This window comes from Acinetobacter sp. UBA5934, assembly GCF_002430855.1.
Lineage (GTDB): Bacteria > Pseudomonadota > Gammaproteobacteria > Pseudomonadales > Moraxellaceae > Acinetobacter.
Genome location: NZ_DJDC01000132.1, coordinates 21,156 through 43,598 on the forward strand (window position 1 = coordinate 21,156; position 22,443 = coordinate 43,598).

General features: G+C 43.1%; 23 protein-coding genes. 14 read left to right on the top strand and 9 right to left on the bottom strand.

The window, feature by feature from the left end:
• Positions 1-80: 80 nt before the first annotated feature.
• The 3 genes from aciT (at position 81) to B2Y23_RS09145 (ending at position 1,624) form a co-directional block, all read left to right on the top strand.
• Complete coding sequence (gene aciT, locus B2Y23_RS09135) at positions 81-416, top strand: AciT family ciprofloxacin tolerance protein (RefSeq protein ID WP_291354212.1); 336 nt, start codon at positions 81-83, stop codon at positions 414-416.
• Positions 417-569: 153 nt separating this feature from the next.
• Entirely contained in the window at positions 570-1,049 is a 480-nt protein-coding gene (locus tag B2Y23_RS09140; RefSeq protein ID WP_291354211.1) for an SCP-2 sterol transfer family protein, read from the top strand.
• 68 nt (positions 1,050-1,117) lie between these two features.
• Positions 1,118-1,624, top strand: coding sequence for a hypothetical protein (locus tag B2Y23_RS09145; RefSeq protein ID WP_291370384.1), 507 nt, complete (start codon positions 1,118-1,120; stop codon positions 1,622-1,624).
• A 56-nt stretch (positions 1,625-1,680) separates the two neighbouring features.
• On the opposite strand, the gene dtd is transcribed toward B2Y23_RS09145, so the two are convergent.
• Positions 1,681-2,121: a D-aminoacyl-tRNA deacylase gene (gene dtd, locus B2Y23_RS09150; protein ID WP_291370386.1), complete on the bottom strand. Its 441-nt coding sequence runs from the start codon at positions 2,119-2,121 to the stop codon at positions 1,681-1,683.
• 355 nt (positions 2,122-2,476) lie between these two features.
• Here dtd and pncB point away from each other — a divergent pair, with 355 nt between their 5' ends.
• The 3 genes from pncB to asd all read left to right on the top strand — a co-directional run bounded on the left by pncB (position 2,477) and on the right by asd (position 5,491).
• Positions 2,477-3,682 carry a nicotinate phosphoribosyltransferase gene (gene pncB / locus B2Y23_RS09155; protein ID WP_291354208.1) on the top strand — a complete coding sequence of 402 codons (1,206 nt, stop codon included), beginning with the start codon at positions 2,477-2,479 and terminating at the stop codon, positions 3,680-3,682.
• A gap of 112 nt (positions 3,683-3,794) precedes the next feature.
• On the top strand, positions 3,795-4,643 hold the full coding sequence (locus tag B2Y23_RS09160) for a sulfurtransferase (RefSeq protein WP_291354207.1): 849 nt from the start codon (positions 3,795-3,797) through the stop codon (positions 4,641-4,643).
• Positions 4,640-5,491, top strand: a complete 852-nt coding sequence (gene asd / locus B2Y23_RS09165; protein ID WP_291354206.1) for an archaetidylserine decarboxylase — start codon at positions 4,640-4,642, stop codon at positions 5,489-5,491. The genes B2Y23_RS09160 and asd overlap by 4 nt, the downstream gene beginning before the upstream one ends.
• Before the next feature lie 172 nt (positions 5,492-5,663).
• On the opposite strand, the gene B2Y23_RS09170 is transcribed toward asd, so the two are convergent.
• The 5 genes from B2Y23_RS09170 to B2Y23_RS09190 form a co-directional block, all read right to left on the bottom strand.
• Complete coding sequence (locus tag B2Y23_RS09170; RefSeq protein ID WP_291354205.1) at positions 5,664-6,275, bottom strand: SPOR domain-containing protein; 612 nt, start codon at positions 6,273-6,275, stop codon at positions 5,664-5,666.
• Between the two features lie 22 nt (positions 6,276-6,297).
• A complete protein-coding gene (gene argS, locus B2Y23_RS09175) occupies positions 6,298-8,088 on the bottom strand; it encodes an arginine--tRNA ligase (protein ID WP_291354204.1) in 1,791 nt (596 codons plus the stop codon).
• 222 nt (positions 8,089-8,310) lie between these two features.
• Complete coding sequence (locus tag B2Y23_RS09180) at positions 8,311-9,618, bottom strand: DUF445 domain-containing protein (protein WP_291354203.1); 1,308 nt, start codon at positions 9,616-9,618, stop codon at positions 8,311-8,313.
• Between the two features lie 30 nt (positions 9,619-9,648).
• Complete coding sequence (locus tag B2Y23_RS09185) at positions 9,649-10,203, bottom strand: CC0125/CC1285 family lipoprotein (protein ID WP_291354202.1); 555 nt, start codon at positions 10,201-10,203, stop codon at positions 9,649-9,651.
• A 50-nt stretch (positions 10,204-10,253) separates the two neighbouring features.
• Entirely contained in the window at positions 10,254-10,793 is a 540-nt protein-coding gene (locus B2Y23_RS09190; protein WP_291354201.1) for a DUF924 family protein, read from the bottom strand.
• 212 nt (positions 10,794-11,005) lie between these two features.
• Between B2Y23_RS09190 and gshA the strand changes: the two genes are divergently transcribed.
• Both gshA and B2Y23_RS09200 read left to right on the top strand, forming a co-directional pair.
• Positions 11,006-12,583 carry a glutamate--cysteine ligase gene (gshA, locus tag B2Y23_RS09195; protein ID WP_291370388.1) on the top strand — a complete coding sequence of 526 codons (1,578 nt, stop codon included), beginning with the start codon at positions 11,006-11,008 and terminating at the stop codon, positions 12,581-12,583.
• 21 nt (positions 12,584-12,604) lie between these two features.
• Complete coding sequence (locus tag B2Y23_RS09200) at positions 12,605-13,129, top strand: disulfide bond formation protein B (protein ID WP_291370390.1); 525 nt, start codon at positions 12,605-12,607, stop codon at positions 13,127-13,129.
• Between the two features lie 48 nt (positions 13,130-13,177).
• On the opposite strand, the gene B2Y23_RS09205 is transcribed toward B2Y23_RS09200, so the two are convergent.
• Positions 13,178-14,509 carry a hypothetical protein gene (locus B2Y23_RS09205; RefSeq protein ID WP_291370393.1) on the bottom strand — a complete coding sequence of 444 codons (1,332 nt, stop codon included), beginning with the start codon at positions 14,507-14,509 and terminating at the stop codon, positions 13,178-13,180.
• A gap of 248 nt (positions 14,510-14,757) precedes the next feature.
• Between B2Y23_RS09205 and B2Y23_RS09210 the strand changes: the two genes are divergently transcribed.
• A complete protein-coding gene (locus B2Y23_RS09210; protein ID WP_291370395.1) occupies positions 14,758-15,342 on the top strand; it encodes a YqiA/YcfP family alpha/beta fold hydrolase in 585 nt (194 codons plus the stop codon).
• A 14-nt stretch (positions 15,343-15,356) separates the two neighbouring features.
• Positions 15,357-17,237: a DNA topoisomerase IV subunit B gene (gene parE / locus B2Y23_RS09215; protein WP_291370396.1), complete on the top strand. Its 1,881-nt coding sequence runs from the start codon at positions 15,357-15,359 to the stop codon at positions 17,235-17,237.
• Between the two features lie 417 nt (positions 17,238-17,654).
• Here parE and B2Y23_RS09220 read toward each other — a convergent pair whose 3' ends face one another.
• Entirely contained in the window at positions 17,655-18,161 is a 507-nt protein-coding gene (locus B2Y23_RS09220; RefSeq protein ID WP_291370397.1) for a GNAT family N-acetyltransferase, read from the bottom strand.
• Positions 18,162-18,272: 111 nt separating this feature from the next.
• The gene (locus B2Y23_RS09225) at positions 18,273-19,019 is read right to left on the bottom strand and encodes an outer membrane protein OmpK (RefSeq protein WP_291370399.1); all 747 of its coding nucleotides are present in this window, start codon (positions 19,017-19,019) and stop codon (positions 18,273-18,275) included.
• Between the two features lie 490 nt (positions 19,020-19,509).
• On the opposite strand from B2Y23_RS09225, the gene B2Y23_RS09230 reads away from it, so the two are divergent.
• The 4 genes from B2Y23_RS09230 to B2Y23_RS09245 all read left to right on the top strand — a co-directional run.
• Entirely contained in the window at positions 19,510-19,887 is a 378-nt protein-coding gene (locus tag B2Y23_RS09230; RefSeq protein ID WP_291370401.1) for an HPF/RaiA family ribosome-associated protein, read from the top strand.
• 177 nt (positions 19,888-20,064) lie between these two features.
• On the top strand, positions 20,065-20,607 hold the full coding sequence (locus B2Y23_RS09235; protein WP_291354192.1) for an ankyrin repeat domain-containing protein: 543 nt from the start codon (positions 20,065-20,067) through the stop codon (positions 20,605-20,607).
• A 15-nt stretch (positions 20,608-20,622) separates the two neighbouring features.
• Positions 20,623-21,393 carry a transporter gene (locus B2Y23_RS09240; RefSeq protein ID WP_291370403.1) on the top strand — a complete coding sequence of 257 codons (771 nt, stop codon included), beginning with the start codon at positions 20,623-20,625 and terminating at the stop codon, positions 21,391-21,393.
• Positions 21,394-21,468: 75 nt separating this feature from the next.
• Positions 21,469-22,443: protein-disulfide reductase DsbD domain-containing protein (locus tag B2Y23_RS09245; RefSeq protein WP_291370409.1), on the top strand; the 975-nt coding region annotated here is incomplete at its 3' end.

Sequence of the window (22,443 nt, forward strand, 5' to 3'; positions counted from 1 at the left end):
TCATCATTTATTCATGGTATCGGGGATTTAATTTAGACCCATATAAAAGTGTCAAAATCCTATAGAGGACGGAGGTTTTTATGGTTACAGCGAATTTAGCAACCATCATAGGCTTAAGCTTGATTGCCGCTGCTTTGATAGCTGTTTTCTTCTCGCCTTATCGTCGTTTGTTAAGCTTTATGTTTGCAGGTATGCTGTTTTGGGGACTAATTGAAGCGATTCGTTTAAGTACACAACTGCTCTTTGATTTACCCATGGCATACAGCTATCTGACTGCGTTAATGTCGGTGATGGTTATTGTGACCATGCTGTTAATCCGCGAAGATCGTCGTGCAGAGCGAGCTTTAGCCAAACGCCGCTATATTGAACATACACCAGTCTATGACGATGAGCAGCAACACTATTCAAGCCGCTAATTTGCAAGACTGATAAATCAAAGAAATTAAAAGATGTGCTCCGGCACATCTTTTTTTTATTCATTATTGTTATACAAAGCCTTACTTGAAAAAACACAAGTTATGGTAGGATAAGTCGTCAATTTTCCAACAATTACAATAGGCTTAAATGTCATGAAACTATCTTCGATTCCTGTCGTAAAATTACCACTGGTCGATGTAAGCACGGATCCGCTTGATTTATTAGTTGCGGGCTTGGCTTTGCGTATGAAGCAATTGGCACGTACCAGTCCAAAATTTATTGAACTGGTTCATGAACGTCAATTCCGTATTCAAATTGGTACCGACTTAGGTGTTGCACGTCAAATTATTGTAAACAATGGACAAATTGACACAGTATCAGGTGATGCAGAAAAAGCAGATTTTATTTTGCAATTTGCAGACAGTGAGCAGGGTGTAAAAACTTTAGTCAAAGGTGATCCAAGTGCTTTTATGACTGGCATGCAAAATGGCAGCATTAAAATGGAAGGCGATTTCGGTCTTTTGGTCTGGTTTAATAAAGTTGCAAAATTGATTCCACCAAAATTACCAAAACCGGTACAAGAAAAAGTGAAATTGGTACGTTCATTTATTCGTGAAAAAACCGGTAAATAATGAAGATTAATTGAAAAGTATAGTTTTTTTATTAATAATACCCCCCGCTTAAATAGGGGGGTATTCTAATGAAGAAAATTTTAACAGCTTCAGTAATTGCAGCTTTAATGACTTTTACTGGTTGTGCCAGTATTTTCTCTGGTTCAACACAGACTTTGACTTTTAAATCAGTACCAGAGTCGGCTAATATTACTATTACAAATAAATCAGGTGAAAAGATTCATACTGGCTCAACTCCTGCTACTGTGACTTTAAAACGCGGTAATGGTTTCTTTAAACCAGCGGGATATGAAGTGGCTTTCTCAAAAGAAGGTTTCCAAACTAAAAAAATTCAAGTAACTGCAAGTGTAAATGGTTGGTATATAGGTAATATTATCTTTGGTGGTTTACTTGGCCTTCTGATTATTGATCCAGCTACTGGAGCAATGTATACATTATCTCCAAAAGACGTAAATGCAGTCTTAGAAACTCAACAATCAGCAAAAGTTAAAGGCCTGCAATCATTAACAGTGATGTTAGTTCAAGACATTCCTACAGAGGTAATGGACCGTGCAAAATATCTTGCCACTCTTTAATTAAAATAAAAAAGCCCTCAATCGAGGGGCTTTTTTATGCTTGGAATATTGTCGCATTACTCCACTTCCAGATTAAACGTCACCGGACCATCATTGACCAGATGCACTTTCATGTCGGCTGCAAAAATACCGGTTTGTACTTGCTCAAATTGAGATTTTGCATAGTCCACCAAGGCTTCATATAACGCTTTAGCCTCGTTGGGTGGCATCGCTGGACCGAAGTCGGGGCGTAAGCCTTTTTGCGTTTGCGCCATTAAAGTAAATTGCGAAACCAGTAATAATCCACCGCCAGCCTGAGCCACATTCCAGCCCATTTTGCCCTGCTCATCATCAAAAAAGCGATATTTCAAAATCTTGTCGATCAGCTTTTTGCCCTTTTCCAGATTATCTTCTTTGCCTAATCCCAGAAAAACCAAAATGCCTTTTTCAATTTGTCCGGTTGTTTCACCTTCTACCACAACTTTTGCTTCTAGAACCCGTTGTAATAATGCACGCATAACTTAACCAATTTATATCTTCAATTTATCCGCCGCATTGTAGCAAACAGGCAGAAATTTAAGCGTTAAAATGCAAACAATATCGCAATAGCATCAGCAGGTTTTATTAAATATTTTCTTCTCTCTTTGCATACATAGACCCACCAAGGTTTTAACGAAAATGAATATAGATATTTGAACAGGAGACTTGTGGCAAAGGCATTTTGTAGCAAATGAAATAAAGACCTGGGATTGAAAAAAAGCGAGATTTAGCCCTGACTATATGGGCTTGACTGGCATAGCTGTACGCAAAACTAGCAATATCAAGATAAAAAGTGTGTTTTAATGCAGTCAGCACAGCGAAATTTCATTAGATATGGCTCCAATCATTCAATCTTTGCTTGATACTGACTTGTACAAATTTACCATGCTACAGGTGGTACTGCATAAATTTCCTCAAACGCACAGTGTTTATCATTTCCGTTGCCGTAATTTAGAGGATACCGTTTATCCACTGACGGATATTCTGGACGATTTGAACCAACAGCTCGACTATTTATGCCAGCTTAAGTTTAAAGAAGATGAGCTGCTCTATCTTCGCAGTTTACGTTTTATCAAAAGTGACTTTGTCGATTATCTGGAACTGTTCCAGCTAAAACGCCGTTTTATTAAAGCCCGCATTGATGAACAAGGTCGTCTGGACATTTGGGTTGAAGGCCCGATGGTTCAGGCGATGATGTTTGAAATCTTTGTTCTAGCCATTGTCAATCAGCTGTATTTCACGCGCATTCGTAGTGATCAGGTTTTGGCAGAAGGTGAACGTCGTTTACAGGCTAAAATTGCCCTGACTCAAAAATATCAAGCTGAACAAAATCCGGAAGATCCACCATTTCTGGTATCTGATTTTGGTACCCGCCGCCGTTATAGCTTTGCATGGCAAAAACATGTGATTGAAGAATTTCATGCAGCAGTACCTAACATTTTCCGTGGTACCAGCAATGTGCTGATTGCCAAAGAATTAGGGATTACCCCGATTGGGACGATGGCGCATGAATTCCTGCAAGCCTTTCAGGCGCTGGATGTGCGTCTACGCGATTTCCAGAAAGCGGCACTGGAAACCTGGGTGCAGGAATACCGTGGCGATTTAGGAATTGCCCTGACGGATGTGGTGGGGATGGATGCCTTCCTGCGTGACTTCGATCTGTATTTTGCCAAACTGTTCGATGGTTTACGGCATGATAGTGGCGATCCCTATGAGTGGGGTGACAAGGCTTATGCGCACTATAAAAAACTGAAAATTGACAGCAAAACCAAGATGCTGACTTTTAGTGATGGCTTGAATATCGAGAAAGCCTGGAACTTGCATCAGTATTTTAAAGACCGTTTTCAGGTCAGCTTTGGTATTGGTACCAATTTAACCAATGACCTGGGACAAAAACCCCTGAATATTGTGTTAAAACTGGTGGAATGTAATGGTCAATCAGTAGCCAAAATTTCTGACAGTCCAGGAAAAACCATGACCGATAACGATACTTTCTTGGCTTATTTACGTCAGGTATTTAATCTCGCCGAAGTAGAATAATCATGATTGCTATAGCTGATTTTTTGCTAAATGAATGCAAAAAATCAGCATAATAGTGAAAATGACTTGTGCTAAGATCGTCCTGTTGATCTAAATAAAACACGAAAAAAGTATGACTGTATCTGCATTTAATTTTGGTCTGCTGATAGAAGCAGAAGAGCTGGTTCCGTTTTTAGGCAATGAAAAATTACGCATTGTCGATTTAAGCCGTCGTTCTGTTTATGATCAATTGCATATTCCGCATGCCATTCATGTGCAACCGAAGCAACTGGTACGGCAAGAAGAACAGGCTTCAGGTTTATTGCCCGATGTAGAAGGCTTACAGGCCTTAATTGAGTATCTGAATATTTCTCCGGACCATCATGTCGTAGCTTATGATGATGAAGGCGGCGGCTGGGCGGGGCGCCTGATCTGGAACCTGCATTGTCTGGGTTTTGAAAATACCAGCGTGTTAAATGGCGGTATTCATGCCTGGCTGGCAGCCGGTTTGCCTACTTCTTCAGAAGTGGAAAAACCAGATCCTGTAGCGCATCTGGTGGAGATCAACCAGGAGAATATTGAAAAATACCGTATTGAATATGCAGATCTTTTAGAAAAAGTCCAAAACAATAATATTCAATTGTGGGATTGTCGTACTGAAGATGAATATACCGGTCTTCGACTCGCAGCGCGACGCGGCGGTCACATTCCAAATGCCCGACATTTTGAGTGGAGTACTGCCCTAAACCGTGAAAATCATTTAAAATTACATCCTTTAGAACGCACTCAACAGCGCTTAGAACAACTGGGTTTCAATTTAAAACAACCTGTGGTGGTTTATTGTCAGTCACATCACCGTTCGGGTTTGGCCTATATTCTGGGCCGATTACTCGGTTGGAAGATACGGGCTTATGATGGTGCGTGGAGTGAATGGGGCAACCGCCTCGACAGTCCGATTATTACCGGAGAGTTACCATCTTGAGCTTCGCATCACGTTTAAAAAAACAAATTTTTATTCAAGCGCAACGTGTTGTGCCACAACACCAATTATCACGTGTCGTGGGTAAACTGGCTGCCAGTGAACATCCGATTATCAAAAATACCGTGATTCAGGCTTTTAAAGCCCAGTATGGCATTGATATGTCGATTGCTGAACAAAGCAATGCATTGAAATTCAAATCATTTAACGATTTTTTTACCCGCTCTTTAAAACAGGGTGCACGTCAAATCGATACGGATCCACGTAGTATTGTTTCACCCGCCGATGGGGCTATCTCACAGTTGGGCAAGATTGAAGAAGGCGATATTTTTCAGGCCAAGGGTCAAAGCTTTTCGGTGGAAAAACTGATTGCCGATCCGCAATTGGCTGAACCTTTTAAAAATGGCCATTTTGCGACTGTGTATTTGTCACCTAAAGATTATCACCGTGTGCATATGCCTTTTGCCGGCACTTTGACTGAAACCTTGTATGTTCCAGGTGAACTGTTCTCGGTCAATCAAACCACTGCGGAAAATATTCCGGGCCTGTTTGCGCGTAATGAACGGATGGTGTGTTTGTTTGATACTGAACTTGGTCGTATGGCGGTAGTTTTAGTGGGGGCTATGATTGTGGCAGGCATTGAAACCGTAGCCACAGGCAAAGTAAAACCTACAGGACGCTTGGAGCTAAACCAGCACAATCTGTTTCTGGAAAAAGGTGCAGAGTTGGGCCGTTTCTACTTGGGCTCAACTGCGGTGATTTTATTTGAAAAAGATAAAATGCAGTGGGACGCGATGTTTAAAGCCAATTCTGTGGTGGTCATGGGTGAAGCTTTGGGACATACGGTTTAAATGCTTTTAGCCTCCCTTTTTTAAAGAGAGGTTGGAGGGATTATTTACCTCTTGAATTATATTAATCCTCCTCAGTCCCCCTTTGTTAAGGGGGATGTTTCATCAAGGAAAAAATTTAGGACGGTCAAAATAAAAAAGCGCCTCAAATGAGGCGCTTTTTTATGGATTAAACTTAGCGTTTCACCACAATAGAATCAATGCCACTGCGTTGTAAGGTCTGCTGGGCAATCATCGCAGCTTCCTGAGAATCATAAGGTCCTGAAATCACACGGTACCAGGTTTGACCGCCTTCCACCGATTTCACCACATCCGCAGACAAACCATTCAAGATAATTTCAGCACGGCGTGCATCGGCACTATCTGGATCAGGATAACTACGAACCTGCAGTATAAAACTTGGTGGCTGGGCAACTGGCGCTTCAGAAGCTTCTAGACCTGGCTCGGCGGTATCTGCCGGGGGAGCTGTTTCTGCTTCTGGTGCTTCAACAATCACCACAGTTCCCGAGTTTTTAGTTTCAGGCACAGCCTGATCAGGAATAGGCGTCACTTGCTGTTGTGGCAATAAATCGTAGAAACGATAATCTTTGTTTGTATCTTCCTGATAATGCTCAGAATTAATCTGATTCTTCGGTTTGACCGGTGCCCACGGCTTCCATAGCATCAAAGCTACAGCAAAACTCAACACGATTAAAATAACCACCAATGTTCCTAACCATGCAGGAATCAATGGCTTTTTCGGCTTACTCGGTCGCTCAGAGACACCGCGCTGCGTTTTTCCAAACACGTGGGACTTCCTTTTGTGCTAATTACATTGATGTAGGAGCAGATACACCTAATAATTCTAAACCATTACGTAATACTTGTTGTACGTTTACTGAAAGTAATAAACGGGCTTGCGTAAGTTCAGCATCATCATTGAGTACTTTATGCTCATTATACCAACCGTGGAATAAAGCTGCCAATTCTTTCAGATAGTTACCGACTTGATGCGGTTCATAACTGTTGGCTGCACGAATCACAATTTCCGGATAGGCTGCAAGTTTGGCCAGAATTTCAGTTTCGGCATCAAGATCCAGTTTTACCGCAAATTGACGTGCATTCGCAGCATCAAAATTCACATCGGTAGAGGCGGCTTTTTCAAGCATACGGCAGATACGGGCATGTGCATATTGAATGTAATACACCGCATTGTCCTTGCTTTGTGAAACAGCTAGGTCCAAGTCAAAGTCAATGTGCTGTTCAGATTTACGCATCACGTAGTAGAAACGCGCTGCATCATTACCGACTTCTTTACGCAGGTCACGTAAAGTCACGAACTGGCCTGAACGTGATGACATTTGCACCATCTCGCCGCCGCGCCACAAGCTTACGAACTGAACTAGAAGAACGGTTAATTTTTTCGAGTCATAACCCAGAGCATCAATCGCTGCTTTAACACGTGCGATATAGCCGTGGTGATCTGAACCCCAAATATCGATGATGTCAGTATAGCCACGTTGTAATTTATTCAGGTGGTAAGCAATGTCAGAGGCGAAATACGTGGTTTGACCATTACGGCGTTTGACCACGCGATCTTTTTCGTCGCCAAATGCAGTCGATTTAAACCAGATGTTGCCGTCTTGTTCATACAAGAAACCGCGTTGATCAAGCGTTTGCAGCGCTTCTTCAATTTTATCTGTCAATGATTCTTCACTGAACCACTGGTTGAAGGTTACTCCGAATTCGCCCAGGTCATCTTTAATATCATCAAGAATGGCTTTTAATGCCGCTTGCAAGAAAACGCGGTAGCCTTGACCGATTAATTGTTGTGAATTGAAAATCAAGCCATCGATATGTTTTTCTTTATCGCCTGAAAGTACAACCTTGTTGCCATCAGCATCGAGTTCAGCAGCAAACTGTACATCTTCAGGCACGTCTTTATAAACATCGGCAACTGGGCGTACATAGGCATCACCATTTTGGTCGATAATGCTTTGCGCGATTTCTTTCACATAGTCGCCTTGGTAGGCATTTTTAGGGAAAACCAGTTCCTGACCGGTGAGTTCCAGGTAACGCAAATAAGTCGAGGTTGCCAGGATGTCCATTTGACGGCCAGCGTCATTGACATAATACTCACGGTCAACTTTGGCACCCGTTGCTTCTAATAAGTTGGCAACTGTCATACCGTAGGCTGCACCACGACCATGACCGACGTGCAGGCTTGAAGTCGGGTTTGCTGAAACAAATTCAACTTGAATGCGTTTTTCCGCATTGGCTTGGGTACGACCAAATTGATCTTTTTGTGCTTGAATCTGGTCTAAAACAGCAAAGCGTTGGTCGGCATTCAAGAAGAAGTTAATAAAGCCGGGACCCGCAATTTCTGCTTTGCTGATGTCTGCTACTTCAGGCAATGCAGCAAGAATTTTTTCTGCAAGATCACGAGGCTTCATACCCGCAGCTTTAGAACCAATCATTGCAATATTTGAAGCGAAGTCACCGTGGCTTCGGTCTTTGGTTCGCGTTAAATGACCGTTGTTATTCCAGTCGGATGGAAGTACACCTTCAGCTTGAAGAGATTGCACTGCATGATCGAGAGCTGCTTGGATTGCCGTATTCATAATCAGTCGAAAAATAAATGTCGCAGAAAAACAGCAAATATAGCAAATTTCGTGCTCTTTAGGTGAACCCATTTGTATTGAATGAATCTTGTCCGATAACTAACCCGGAATTGAAACAGGATAAATTCTAGAAAAAATTCAAAAACAAATAGTTAATGGCGTATTGCAGATTTAAAGCAATGCACAATAAGGCCGCCACGATTCAAATGCCTGAGCTCAACTTTACAGCACCACATCAACCAAGGCGCGGATAATACCCAGAATTAAGCCAATAAAACCACCGACCACCACGCCATTGACCCGAATCATGTGTAAATCGCCACCGACTTCATTTTCAATTTTGTCGATCATTTCCCGTGAATCCCATTCATGAATACGTTCGCTAATAAAACGGATCACTTTTTCACTGTATTGATCACTCAAATTGACGGCAAGTCCGCTCATGCGGTCATTGAGTAATTGACGTACCGCCGGATTGGAAATGATGTTTTCCCCAACTTGCTGAATCGCAACACGCAGGTTTTTTGCAATGCCTGAATCGTCTTTGAGCAAGTCTGCCTTAATGGCATCACAGAGAATGACCACGGCTCCGCTAATAAAATTTAGGACCTGAGGACTGTCCAGCAGGGCATCTTTGGTACTGTTTAAACGATGGCTGGCTTCACTTTCACTATCGGCCAGTTCCAGCATCAGCTGCTGGCCCATCTGTTCAATTCTTTGCCGCCAGGGATGCTGCGGGTCGGCCAGCATCGATTCTACCCGTTCAATCAGTGAATTGATGGTGCGTTGCTGCACATCAATACCAATCCAGCTGGCGCCTTTGGCCAGTTTCCACACTCCGAGTTCCTTGAACAGCTGGCGAGTCAGTTCATGGGCTTTTTCAGGATGTGAGATCATCCATTCATGCGCCAAATCCAGTCCACGTTGCAATACGTCCTGATGGAAGTCATTTTCCAGCACCGCGCGCAGCATTTCACTGGCAAGCGTGTTGATCTGGGTGTTGCGAACCCATTGCACACTGTTGTTCTGAATAAAGTTTCCAATCTGCTCCTGACCGACGAATTCAAAAATCTTGGGTACGGTTTGCTGAATAACTTGGGTGACCTGGCTATTATTTTCCGGCTTGGCCAGCCATTGCCCGACTGCCAGACTAAGGTCGGTATTGTTCAGGCTGCGTTTAACCACCTGGGGTGATAAAAAGTTTTCCTGTACAAAACGACCCATGGATTCGGCAATACGGGCTTTATTACGTGGAATAATTTCAGTGTGATCGAGCAGGAATTTGGGAATAGGCATTTTCCCAAACGGATTGCGAAACAGCACGGTAATGGCATACCAGTCGGCCAGTCCGCCGACCACACCCGCTTCGGCGGAAAGCATCAGAATATGAATTAGCCAGGCATAGTCAGGAATCAGCTTGGCGACCACCATCAGCACTAACCATGCGACAATCGCGCTGATGAGGGCAATGGTGGCAAAGCGTTTACTGCGTTGCAAACTCGGTGTTGTGGCTGCTTCCGCTGTGGTCATGCAAGATTCCTGTTATTTGCTAGGCGATTGTTATTTTGCTGTTTCCGGTACTGCTGGCACGAGTATTTGACCGTTTGGACCCAGGCCATATTTTTGTCCTAAATATTTTAAAATCAAATAGGCATCAAAGGCATCATCCGGTGCTTTTTTCTGATCTTTATAACATTCAATGGTATAGGAAACCTGTACCGGGTCAATGGTCACTACGCGCGGCATATCATAAAACGGGTCAGGCCAGAAACCGGGATAACGACGATAATAACCATAAGGGTAATACATCGGGGTAGAGTAGACCACGGCCTGACGGGGTGGCTGGCTACGGTTACTCGGATCATTCAGCACTTTAAAATAGCGGAATCCATTTTGTACCGTAGTCTGGGCTGCTTTCACCAGGGTGATTTCTTCGGCAGTTCCAAAACTCATATTGGGACGGGCCTGGAAACTGATGCGATAGGTTTGTGTATTTAAGGGCGTATTACTGAATTGCCCCAGCTGGTCAAAAGTCAGCGGTTTGGAAGGTGTGGTTGCACAGCCTGTAAGTGCGATGGCCACGGCCATGCTCAAACCTATAATGCTGTTCTTCATGTTAAACCTCCATACCATTTACTGTGTGCGGGAGGAGACACAATAAATGGTTAGAAACTACTATTCGGTTGGGTTAAGAATTCGAGCTCTTCTGCAGTTGAGGTGCGCGCCAGGATAGGGTTGCGGTGCGGATAGCGCCCGAAACGGTCAATAATGGCTTTATGCATTTTTTCATAATCCAGATTCATGGGATTATTTAAGCGTTGAAATAATTTTAACGCGAATTCGTGGATCAGTTTTGATTCACTGTGCATAAAGGGCATGTATAAAAACGCACGTTGTTCTGGACTTAATTGTTTATCCAAATCCAGACTAATGGCTTCTTGCGCCAGTGCCAATGCCAAGGCATCCTGGGCAAAAGCTTGGGCTTGATCCCGAAACAGATTACGCGAGAATTGATCCAGAATAATGATTTCTGCCAGGCGGCCTTCAGCAGTTTTACGCCATGACCACAGTTCGGCCTGTGCCGCTTTTTGGTGAATGTCATGAAACTTTTGCTTGATCAGTGCATCAAAATCATCACTTTTTGCAAACCATAAGGGCTGGGTTTCCGGGCTAAACCAAAAGTCCAAAATATCTGGATAATTCATAATATTTACAATTCCTTAGCACTTATTATTCAATACAAACACAAAATTCAGATGTCTTATACAGTAACTTTGTGATAAAAATTTGCCAGAAAATAAATGGTCATTTTGCTTGAAAACTAGACACGGTGTGATTTGACCGCACCAATTCACGTTATACTGATATAAACTGATGATTTTATTTTAGTAGTTATCTTCCGCTAAGCGAGATTGTAATGAGTCAACCCGAATCGACCCCTCAAGTTATGGTACCAGCTTGGGTGGATTCTTCGCTGTTTAAAGGCATGCTGCGAGGTATTGAACGAGAAAGCCTGCGCATGCAAAGCAATGGTTTTTTATCGCAAGCAGCGCATCCAAAAGCATTGGGGTCGGCATTAACACATCCGCATATTACCACTGACTATTCCGAAGCCTTGATGGAGTTTATTACCCCTCCACAAGACAGCATTAAAAAAGCACTTGATTATTTAACCGATATTCATGCCGTTGCGCATCGCCATTTAGAACATGGGGAAAAACTCTGGCCCTTGTCGATGCCGTGTATGTTGGATGATAACGAAGAAAACATTCGTCTAGCCCAATATGGCAGTTCCAATATTGGACGCTTCAAGACTTTGTATCGTCGTGGCTTAGGGGTGCGTTATGGCCGCCGTATGCAAACCATTTCCGGGGTGCATTATAATTTATCTTTTCCTGATCAAGTATTTGAAGCGCTGCAGCAACATGAAAGCGATGAAGCGCTCAAAAGCCTGAGTTTGCAGGATTATCGCAGTCACCGTTATTTTGGCCTCATCCGTAACTTTATCCGTTTGACCCCCTTAGTGATGTTTTTGGTGGGCGCCAGTCCTTCTGTTTGCCAGTGCTTTATGACCGGACGTGAACATCATCTGCTGCCTTTGTTAAAAGGCACCTTGTTCCTGCCGTATGCAACAGCACTGCGGATGGGCAATTTTGGCTATCAGAATTCTGCACAGAAGCAATTGGGCATTCACTACAATAACCTGTCAGGTTATTTGGATGGTTTGCAGAAAGCGGTAAAAACACCTTATGCGCCTTTTAGCCGTTTAGGACTAAATGATGAACAGGGTGAGCCGATTCAAATTAATGACCATGTGCTGCAAATTGAAAACGAGTACTACAGTCTGGTTCGTCCGAAACAGGTGCCGCAAGCGGGAGAAACTCCATCCCAGGCGCTGCAAAATCGCGGGGTCGGGTATGTTGAACTGCGCGCAGTCGATGTCAATCCATATAGTCCGATCGGTGTTGATGAGAACACGGCAGCATTTCTGGAAGTATTGGCACTGCATTGCCTGGTACAAGAGAGTCCCGATTTGCTCGATCCGGAACAGGAACAGATTGAGCGTAATCAGATGGAAGTGGTCAATCGGGGTCGTGCACCAAATGCCTCTATTGTAGATGCAGCAGGAGAACATCCGATTGAAGACTGGGCACGTGCGCATGTCATGCAAATGCAGCCTTGGGCTGATTTACTGGACGCGGCTTATGACACTGACATGTACTCAGCAGCCTTGACCGTAATGCTTAATCGCATTGATGAGGTGGATCAAACCCTGTCAGCACAAGTTATTGCCGATACGCTGGAAAATGGCGGAACCTGGAGTTTTGGTAGCGTGATGGCACTGCAACATGCGACCACTTATGAACAACATCCGTTAAGCCCGGAAACGCTGGCTTATTTTGATGATTTAGCGGGGCAATCATTGCAGCAACAACAGCAACTGGAACAGGATACTGCGCTCAGTTTTGAGCAATATCTTGCCGATTATCGATAAAAATTAATACGAGGATTTACCATGCAATGGAGTTATCGCTTCGTGAGTGGTCTGTTATTTTTAGCCAGTGTCATTGGGATGGCATTTGCATTGTATTTAGAGCATGGACAAGGACTTGAGCCTTGTCCACTCTGCATTTTTCAGCGTATCGGCTTGATTGGGCTAGGGATTATTTCTCTGATTGCTTTTTTGCATAACCCGAACTCAAATGCGGTTAAACGTATTTACGCCCTGTTGGGTTCAATCAGTATTCTTTGGTCTGCAGGTGTAGCAGCGCGTCATGTCTGGCTGCAAAATTTGCCACCCGATCAGGTACCGAGTTGTGGTCCTGGCCTAGATTACTGGGTAGAGACTTTACCGTTAAAGGCGGTATTTGAACAGGTGCTGACAGGTTCGGGGGAATGTGCCAAGGTCGATTGGACCTTCTTGGGACAATCCCTTCCGGTATGGTCATTGGCTTTCTTTGCGGTACTGGCCTTGATTAGCCTGTGGCAACTGTTGCGTCGCTATCCGTTTGTGAGCGCTAAAGCTGCGAAGGAAAAATAAAAAGCTAAATAAAAAAGCCAACATTGAGTTGGCTTTTTTATTCCTGGTTTAAGTCAGTGCAATGCCCGCCAAATCTTCCAGTTGCATGCGGTATTCATGTACTTCTTCTTTGATCTGTTCATTTTCTGGCGGGTAGAACCATTTCACAATCTGTTCTGCCACACTGGAATGATAGTTAATTTCAAAATGACTCAAGCCATAAAAGATCGCTTTATGGGATTCCGGCACTTTCAGTTGAAAACGCGGATTTGGATGTTCACCTAAAGCACTTTCCACACTGACCAAATAATCACCCAGCACCTTTAAGGTTCGGTTCTTTTTATTTTCATATTCAATGGTGCCTGCAACCAAGTAGGTATTGATATGTTTCGGTAGGGGTGCCGGTTTACGGTTGTCATCCATGCCACCAATTCGGGCATCATTATGCTCCCAGTCATCATCACGGACACTGCCATAACGCAAATCCAGAATGCCATTGCTGCGGATATTGACAATATGCCGGATGATTTTTACGAAGGGAAAATGCCCCAGTTTGTCTTGCAGGATAAAACCAAAACGCTCCAAGACGGCACCATGGTGCGGAGAGCCCAGACAGACCAGGTTTTCGGTCAGATGTATCCATTGATACATGTTTTGCTTGCCGTAAAACAGCGCACTGCGCGAAACCAGGCCGCCCATACTGTGGCCGATCAAATCAATACTGGTAATACGCGGATTGCGACGAATCAGATCTTCCAGCGTATTGGCCAGGCTACGACCATTGGCCGAGATCCGGCGTCCGCTATTGTAATTCAGGTAGAGCATGGTGTTCTGGTCACGTTGCGCCAATAACTTCTCACCTATACCGCCGTATTGAGTGTTGGTCCAGTCCAGATGGTTCATGCATAAGCCATGTACAAAAATCACTACGCGACCGGATAAATCGCCCTTTTGCAGTCCGCCATAGTGGTCATACAGCACCATCGGCAGTGCCATCGGGTTTTGATATTTTAATAAATAATCGCCCAGCACCCCGTTAAGCACCCCGACTAAAAAGTGGAGTGTCGGTGTCAGCGGTTTATCATGCAATTTCGGATATTTTTCAATAATTCGACGTAAGCCGGGTGCCAGTAAATAGTTCCCATAATTGAGTAAGGTGTCGAAGGAAAACTGATACAGTTTGTCGATATGAGGAATTTTTTGTAATTTTTTCGAGCGCTGCTCACTCATGCCAAACACGCTAATTAAAATCTCGCGTTGAATTGCCTGGATCAAGTCCTGCATAACATCGCCTAGACGAGTCGTCACCAATTGTGCGAGACCTTCCAATACATCAGCCTGACTGGGTGGTGTACGGTCCCACCTACAATAAGTTTCATGTAATGGGGTTAAACTCGGCATTTGATCCTGTCCTTTTTCTGACCATGTTTCCCATACTCTTTATTTTTTCTTGGGATCACGGTATAAACTCTTAACTTTTCATTTTATATTGTTCGTCTCGAACAGCTTTTACAATAACGATGATTGCGCCTTGGGATTAATTTTTTTGTCTGACAATTCGGGGTTTATCTATATTAAAACAGACGGATAACCGAGATTTGTGTATAAAATGAATCTAGATTAAATTTCACATTGATACAATAAAAACCATGAACATCATTTATTTACATGGGTTTCAAAGCAGTTCTTTATCGATAAAAGGACAGCAAATTAAAGACTACTGTCAGCAATTGAATAATGTTCAGGTGCATCTGCCGGATCTTAACCTGCCTCCTGAGCAGACGCTGGCACATGTAGCTGACATGATTGAAAGCCTAGATCGGGTCGTGCTGGTCGGGAGCAGTCTGGGCGGCTTTTATGCGACACAATTAGTCGCAAAGTATGGCGTGCCGGCTGTTCTCATTAATCCCGCTATGCGACCATGGCAACTGTTTCGCGACTTATTTGGCGTCGAGCAGATTCCCTATGTGGTCAGTGATGAATGGACTTTAGATGAGAGCCATCTGGATCAGCTTGAGCAGATGGCAGTGCCATTTGTACACGATGCAGACAAAATTTTAGTGTTATTACAACAAGGCGATGAAGTTTTGGATTATCGTGAGGCACAGCGCTATTATAGCAACGTTTCGCATCAGTCCATGCTGATTACCGAAGCAAAAGGCAATCATGCGATGGAAAATTTCGCAGACAAAATACCGATGGCATTACAGTTTTTATCGGATTGTATAAATTAAGGAAACAGTACAACGTGTCTCAATATACGGCTCAATCACTTGAAGTTTTATCTGGTTTAGATCCGGTACGTCGTCGTCCGGGGATGTATACCGATACCACTCGTCCAAACCATTTGGCGCAAGAAGTCATTGATAATGCTGTGGATGAGGCGCTAGCAGGCCATGCCAATAAAATTACCGTCACGGTATATAAAGACGGTTCCCTGTCAGTTGAAGATAATGGCCGGGGTATGCCGGTGGATATCCATCCTGAATATGGTCAAAGCGGGATTGAAATTATCCTGACCAAACTGCATGCCGGCGGTAAGTTCAGTACCGATAACTACCAGTTCTCTGGTGGTTTGCATGGCGTGGGTATTTCAGTGGTTAACGCGCTTTCCACTCGGGTAGAAGTGGAAGTACAGCGTCAGGGCAACCTGTATAAAATGGCCTTTGAACGGGGCGAGCCAGTGGCACCGCTTGAAGTGCTGCAAGGTAAGGCACCGAAACGCGCCACAGGCACCACGGTACATTTCTGGCCGGAAGCCAAATATTTTGATTCACCCAAGTTTGCTTTAAAAGCCTTAAAACATAATTTAAAAGCCAAAGCCGTGTTAGCGGCAGGCTTGCAGATCAACTATGTTGATCAAATCAATGATGAGAAGATCACCTGGCAGTTTGAAAATGGTCTGGTCGACTATTTAATGGATGAGCTTGAAGACCGGGAAATCATTCCAAACCCTGCTTTTGTAGCGAGTGGCGAAGCTGAACGTGCCAGTGCTGAATTTGCGATTTGCTGGAATGCCGAAGGTGGCGAACAAATCCAGGAAAGCTATGTCAACCTGATTCCAACCGCGCAAGGCGGTACCCACGTCAATGGTTTACGTTCAGGGGTCACCGATGCAATGCGTGAGTTCTGTGAGCTGCGTAATCTGTTGCCGCGTAATCTGAAACTGTCTGCGGAAGATGTCTGGGATGGAGTGAATTACATTCTGTCGTTAAAATTTCAGGAACCACAATTTTCCGGTCAAACCAAAGAGCGTCTGTCGAGCCGTGAAGCATCCAGCATTGTGCTGAATATTGCTAAAGATGCTTTCGCGCTGTGGCTGAATCAGAATTCAGACATTGCCATGCAGCTGGCTGAACTGGCGATTGCCAAGGCGGGTCGCCGTTTAAAAGCGGCGAAAAAAGTTGAACGTAAGAAGATTGTTTCCGGGCCTGCGCTACCGGGTAAACTGGCAGACTGCGTAGGGCATACCCTGGAAGAATCGGAATTGTTTATTGTGGAAGGGGATTCTGCGGGTGGATCAGCCAAACAGGCACGGGACAAAAATTTTCAGGCCATCATGCCAATTCGCGGAAAAATCTTAAATACCTGGGAAGTGTCTTCTGATGAAGTGCTGGGTTCTCAGGAAGTGCATGACATTGCGATTGCCATTGGGGTTGACCCGGGCAGTGATGACCTGTCAGAACTTCGCTACGGTAAAATCTGTATTCTGGCCGATGCCGATTCGGATGGTCTGCATATTGCGACCCTGCTCTGTGCCTTGTTTGTGAAACATTTTCCAACCATGGTGGAAGAAGGGCATCTGTTTGTGGCTATGCCGCCATTATTCCGTATTGATGATGCTAAAGATGTGCACTATGCACTGGATGAAGACGAGCTGGAAAGCATTCTGAAAAAATGCAAAAGCAAGAATCCGCAAATCACCCGATTCAAAGGCTTGGGCGAAATGAACGCCAGTCAGCTACGCGAAACCACCATGGACCCCAATACCCGTCGTTTGGTGCAGCTGGATCTGGATGATGCACATTTTACTGCCGGTCTACTGGATAAACTGCTTGCGAAAAAACGCTCATCGGACCGTAAACACTGGTTAGAACAGAAAGGTAATCTGGCGGATTTAGCGGTTTAGTTTTTATTTGAATGCATACACCACGTTCATGAAGAAGCCCGCAAGTGCGTAATGCTGATCAGTTAAGGAGTTTAGAAATAAACTCCTTAATTTTTAGTAATTCATGTCAGATTTTTATTGTTTTAAATCAAATACTTGAATCTTATTTATTACTTTGGTTTCGTCCTGAGAAGCATTGCTTCGTAAGATCAAAGGCATCTTGCGGAGCAATGCTCTTCACCGCAAAACTCGTTAGCCACTATCAACTAGCAAATCTGTCGCAGAAACAATCATTTTTTAATCTTGCGGTGCAATGCACCTCATGCCTCAAACAATTGCGGATGACTTTCCCACATATCAACTACAGTCATGAATTTAAAAAAGAAAATTCCAGTCAGTTTCTTAACTGACTGGCAATTAGGCAAATGCGGGCTTTTTTTATGTATTTAAATTGAGTTGCATCAACACCAGGTCACGCCATTTCCCAAATTTCTGTCCCACTTCTGGCATATAACCGGTCTGCTTAAAACCTAATTTTTCATGCAACACAATGGATGCCTGATTTTCATGATCAATCGCCGCAACCATCACATGAATCTGATTCTGCCGTGCATGATTCATCAGTTTCAGCATTAACGTTTTGCCTAGACCCTGGCCCTGAAAGTCGGGATGAATAAAAACCGAATGTTCAACGGTCTGTTTAAAGCCTTGAATCTGACGGAAAGAAGAGTAATCGGCGTAGCCAGTGATTTGTTTGGATTCAGGATGTTCAGCGACCAATAAGGGAAATTGTTGGGTAATGAGGTCGCTAAACCAGTGTTGAAAATCTTCAATAGACTTTGGTGTACTATTCCAGGTCACAGTGCCATTTAAAATTTCAGCATTATAAATTTTCAGGATTTGTTCTAAATCTTGTCTTTGGGCGGGACGGATCAAAAAGTCCATGGGTATAGGCCGGATGAATAAATAAGATGATGAGTTTAAAAATAAATCTTATTTTCAGCAATAAAAAAAGCAAGACCGAAGCCGTGCTTTTCAACGTTTAAAATGTGGGGCTTAGAAATGGTATTTAACCAAAGCACTGACATCGTTTTGATCAACGCCTTGAATACCAAATTTGTTGTTCCAAACCGAGTGTTCGATACCCACATATAATTTGGTTTTAGGTGAAATGTGTTTACCTACATTCCATTTGTACTGGCTGGTCCAGTTCAGCTCGCTTGCTTGAGCGCCTTTTTCAGCTGTTGACCAATCCAGGAAGGCATCAACCAGGAAATCTTCTGAACCCAATTTAAACGGAACGGCATAAGTGATTGTCATTTGATAATCATCTTTAGTGAAAGCTGATTTCGAATCGTTATCTGCTTTATAGAAGTTCACATTGGCATATTGGGTATATGGAATATCTAAAGCGAAACCAATACCGTACAGGAAGTTATTAAACTCTTGGTTTTGGTCGTATCCTGCATTATGTTCCCAAGTTGTTGCAATAAGCACATCTTTAATTGGACCAAAAGAAAGATCTTTTCCAGATACTTCGCCTAAGCTTAAACGTGGTGCTAACTCGAAATATGTATTTTGTTCATCATTGCCATCCACTTGTTGGTCAACAAAGAAAAATACATCTGAGTATTTAAGTTTAGCTGCGTATTCTGCAGTCACGGTCGTACGGTCTTCAGTACCTACTTTATAGTGATCACCATAAAGACCAGTCACGCTGAAGTCTTGCCAGATTGGCGCAGCTTGAGTAAGTGCAGCAGTTGAAGCCAATGCACATGTAGCAAAAATTTGTGTAAGTTTCATTAAAAGATATCTCCCCCGAGAAGCACACAAAGCATACAGATTCTTTGGCAAAAATAAAGCCAAAATTGATCAATAATTCAAACTAATGTAATTCTCTAAGATAGCTTTTAAGTCAAAATTACACTACCGCTTTGATACTTAAAAAAACATGCTTATAAAAAACATAAAATAATTTTAATGAGCAGTTCTGCTCAATAAAAAATAATATGAGATTTATCAAGTAACTTAGTAAATAAAGTTAAATCACATTATTTTTATATGGATATTAAAAAATATCAAAATACTACTTGCATAAGCTTCACCTAGCCCCTTATATTCAAAGCATAAGGACACGATTCTGCAGACTCAAAAGTGTTCATCGTTCAATGTGGAGGAATTCGTTCCAAGCTAATTTGAAGATGTTTCGCGCTGTTTTTTTTACAGTAAGTTTAAACGTGCCAAGATAAAAAAGTTTTGCACAAAAGATGTAAATAGAAGAGGATGAAATTATATGAACATTGAAATCCGTACAGATAAAAACATTCAAAATAGTGAACGTTTAATTACTTATGTTCGTGCAGAACTGAATGCAGAATTCCAGCGTTATAGTGAACGTATTACTCATTTTTCGGTTCATTTTAGTGATGAAAATGGTGCCAAAGGTGGTGCAGATGATATTCACTGCATGATCGAAGCGCGCCCGTCAGGGTTGAAGCCTGTGGTGGTGAATCATCATGGTTTTAATATCGATACTGCTATTCATGGAGCCATTGACCGCTTAAAACGCAGTTTGGAACATTTATTTGAAAAAATAGATGACCCTCGTGCTGCGGTGCCGGTCCTTGCTGAAGATACAGAAACAGCTGATGTGGATGAAGTCAATCATTAAGCAAAATTTTGCTTAAATGAATAAAAAAGCTCTTCGGAGCTTTTTTTTATTGGCTTTTGGTGCACTGTTCGGGATAAGAAAAAATGAATAAAAAATATACTCCTTATACATTTAGCTAAAACAAATGCCAGTTTATTCGGCATAATAGTCAAAAAATGATTGAAGAGTATTTTCTCCATGTTAACAGCGCAACAACAAGTCTTTGTACAGGCAATAGAAGAGCTGGATCTTGCTCAGGTACAACGTCTTTTGGCAGAAGGTCTCGATCCTAATTTTATTGATCTGGAAAAAGGCCCGGCTATTTCTGTCTGGTCAGATGGTTTGTTTCACTGGTGGGAACAGATTTGCGAAGCCTATGAGGCGGGTTCGCCTTTATCTGAACAGCAAAAGCAGCAGAATTTGGCGGTTCATCTTGAAATTCTAGAGGCTCTTATTCAAGCCAAGGTGAATTTACATTTATGGGATGCCGAAGAACTGTATGGTCCATTATGGGATGCGGCCAGTTCTGCCTGTGTGCCTGCAGTAAAACGTTTACTGGATGAAAAAGTAGATCCTAATACGAAAGATGAGGATGGCCAGACCATTTTATCTTCAATTAGTGATTTATTCTTTGATTGTGATTTTGATGAAATCAACTGGTCAGAAGCATTGGCTGAAGAAAAACAAACTTTAGAATTACTCCGTAGTCATGGGGCTAAAATGACTAAAGAATTAACATAATCAGTGAGATAACTCATGTCAGTCGTAAAAACAGTAAGTTTCATTTTTGCAGCGGGTTTCAGTATCAATGCGATGGCTGCAGATTTTTCTTTTGACCGTCCGGGTGCGGGTGTAGGCACGGGTATTACACCTGTCGGTCAGCTGGCATGGGAACAAGGCTTACCAAGTTTAAGCTATTCAGAAAGCAGAGATGAAAACGGGATTAAAGTTAAAAACACCACTTTAAATGCCGACATGTTATTGCGTACCGGTTTGGCTCAAGACCTGGAATTGCAGTTAGGCTGGCAAGGTCCATCCTGGTCAAAAACCAAAATGGCAGGCCGGTCTGTTGAAGAAGATGGTTTGGGTGATGTCAGCATTGGGGTGAAAAAAGCCATCAATCTGGATGATGAAAAGCTTTCTATGGCCATTTTAGCCGAAGCGATTCTTGCAACCGGTAATGATGAGTTCAGTAATCAAGATGATATTTACAGTCTGACTTCGGCTGTGGCTTATGATTATAGTGATCTCATTCGTACTGCTATAACCATGCGTTATGAAGCGCAAAACAGCAATTGGGCTGTGACTGCAATCCCGACCATTGAATATAAAATTACCGACAAATTGTCCGGTTTTTCTGAACTGGTCTATCGCAAAGCCGAAAGTCAGAATTATGAATATGCCTTAGGTTCCGGACTCATTTATGCGCTGAATGAACGTGTGCAAATGGATGCCAGTATCGGTGTAGACTTAAATGGCCGAGATAAAAATTATCAATCAGGTTTGGGTGTTTCCTTCCTATTCTAATTAAAAAAATAAACTGATATGAAAAAGCATTTTCCAGACTTTGGTTTGTGGTTGCATTCTGCTCTAAGCGGATTGATGTGTAGTGTTATTTTATTGTGTTCCATGACACTACAGGCGCAGGATCAACTGCTGGCAGCCGAGGATGCTTTTTCTTTTAGTGTTGAATCCAGCAGCACCCATGAAGCCCAACTCAAATGGACGATTCCAGATCGCTATTATTTATATCAGCATAAATTTGAAGTCCGGCAAGGGGGGCAAAAGCTGGCGTTAAAATTGCCGCCAGCGACCGATTTGCATGATGAAAATTATGGTCATACTCAGGTCTATTTTCACAATGTCCAATTCACGGTTCCGACCGAAGCATCTAGAACCTATCAGGTGACGTGGCAGGGCTGTGCCCAGGACCGGATTTGCTATCCCCCGCAAACCATTGAGTTCCAGACCGATATTGATGGCTTGGTGCTGTTGCAAAATCAGGCCAGAACAAGCAAGCGTCTACTTGATCTTTCCACCTCTTCAAACAGTTCCATCAGCGGTCAAACAACTTTGAATGCTGAACAAAATAGCCTTCTGCCGAACAATAAGCCTGTCCCATCAGATACTGCACAAGATCAAATGTGGTCGGCAAAACTGGCCGAAAATTCTTTGCTTTATAGTTTATTGCTGTTTTTCGGTTTAGGCATATTGCTGGCCTTTACGCCATGTTCATTACCGATGCTGCCCATTTTAACCTCACTGATTGTGCGTAACAGTAAAGGGCTGAAAGCCTGGATGATTGCCCTGGTCTTTGTTTGCAGTATGGCCATGGTCTATGCGGTTTTAGGCTTAATTGCTTCATCTGCCGGTTTGAACTTTCAGCGCTGGCTACAGCAGCCTTCCACCCTGATTGCTTTTAGTGGCTTATTTGTTTTATTTGCACTGAATTTATTTGGTTTATTTGAACTTAAATTGCCGCAAGCTTTGGTCAACCGCCTGGATCAGGTCCAGTCCATACAAAAAGGCGGCAGCCTAATTGGCGCGGCTATTATGGGCATGATCTCGGCACTGCTG

Bases quoted from the DNA above. Each gene is read 5' to 3' on its own strand.
- aciT (WP_291354212.1), top strand. From the start codon at position 81: ATGGTTACAGCGAATTTAGCAACCATCATAGGCTTAAGCTTGATTGCC.
- B2Y23_RS09140 (WP_291354211.1), top strand. From the start codon at position 570: ATGAAACTATCTTCGATTCCTGTCGTAAAATTACCACTGGTCGATGTA.
- B2Y23_RS09145 (WP_291370384.1), top strand. From the start codon at position 1,118: ATGAAGAAAATTTTAACAGCTTCAGTAATTGCAGCTTTAATGACTTTT.
- dtd (WP_291370386.1), bottom strand. From the start codon at position 2,121: ATGCGTGCATTATTACAACGGGTTCTAGAAGCAAAAGTTGTGGTAGAA.
- pncB (WP_291354208.1), top strand. From the start codon at position 2,477: ATGGCTCCAATCATTCAATCTTTGCTTGATACTGACTTGTACAAATTT.
- B2Y23_RS09160 (WP_291354207.1), top strand. From the start codon at position 3,795: ATGACTGTATCTGCATTTAATTTTGGTCTGCTGATAGAAGCAGAAGAG.
- argS (WP_291354204.1), bottom strand. From the start codon at position 8,088: ATGAATACGGCAATCCAAGCAGCTCTCGATCATGCAGTGCAATCTCTT.
- B2Y23_RS09180 (WP_291354203.1), bottom strand. From the start codon at position 9,618: ATGACCACAGCGGAAGCAGCCACAACACCGAGTTTGCAACGCAGTAAA.
- B2Y23_RS09185 (WP_291354202.1), bottom strand. From the start codon at position 10,203: ATGAAGAACAGCATTATAGGTTTGAGCATGGCCGTGGCCATCGCACTT.
- B2Y23_RS09190 (WP_291354201.1), bottom strand. From the start codon at position 10,793: ATGAATTATCCAGATATTTTGGACTTTTGGTTTAGCCCGGAAACCCAG.
- gshA (WP_291370388.1), top strand. From the start codon at position 11,006: ATGAGTCAACCCGAATCGACCCCTCAAGTTATGGTACCAGCTTGGGTG.
- B2Y23_RS09200 (WP_291370390.1), top strand. From the start codon at position 12,605: ATGCAATGGAGTTATCGCTTCGTGAGTGGTCTGTTATTTTTAGCCAGT.
- B2Y23_RS09205 (WP_291370393.1), bottom strand. From the start codon at position 14,509: ATGCCGAGTTTAACCCCATTACATGAAACTTATTGTAGGTGGGACCGT.
- B2Y23_RS09210 (WP_291370395.1), top strand. From the start codon at position 14,758: ATGAACATCATTTATTTACATGGGTTTCAAAGCAGTTCTTTATCGATA.
- B2Y23_RS09220 (WP_291370397.1), bottom strand. From the start codon at position 18,161: ATGGACTTTTTGATCCGTCCCGCCCAAAGACAAGATTTAGAACAAATC.
- B2Y23_RS09225 (WP_291370399.1), bottom strand. From the start codon at position 19,019: ATGAAACTTACACAAATTTTTGCTACATGTGCATTGGCTTCAACTGCT.
- B2Y23_RS09230 (WP_291370401.1), top strand. From the start codon at position 19,510: ATGAACATTGAAATCCGTACAGATAAAAACATTCAAAATAGTGAACGT.
- B2Y23_RS09235 (WP_291354192.1), top strand. From the start codon at position 20,065: ATGTTAACAGCGCAACAACAAGTCTTTGTACAGGCAATAGAAGAGCTG.
- B2Y23_RS09240 (WP_291370403.1), top strand. From the start codon at position 20,623: ATGTCAGTCGTAAAAACAGTAAGTTTCATTTTTGCAGCGGGTTTCAGT.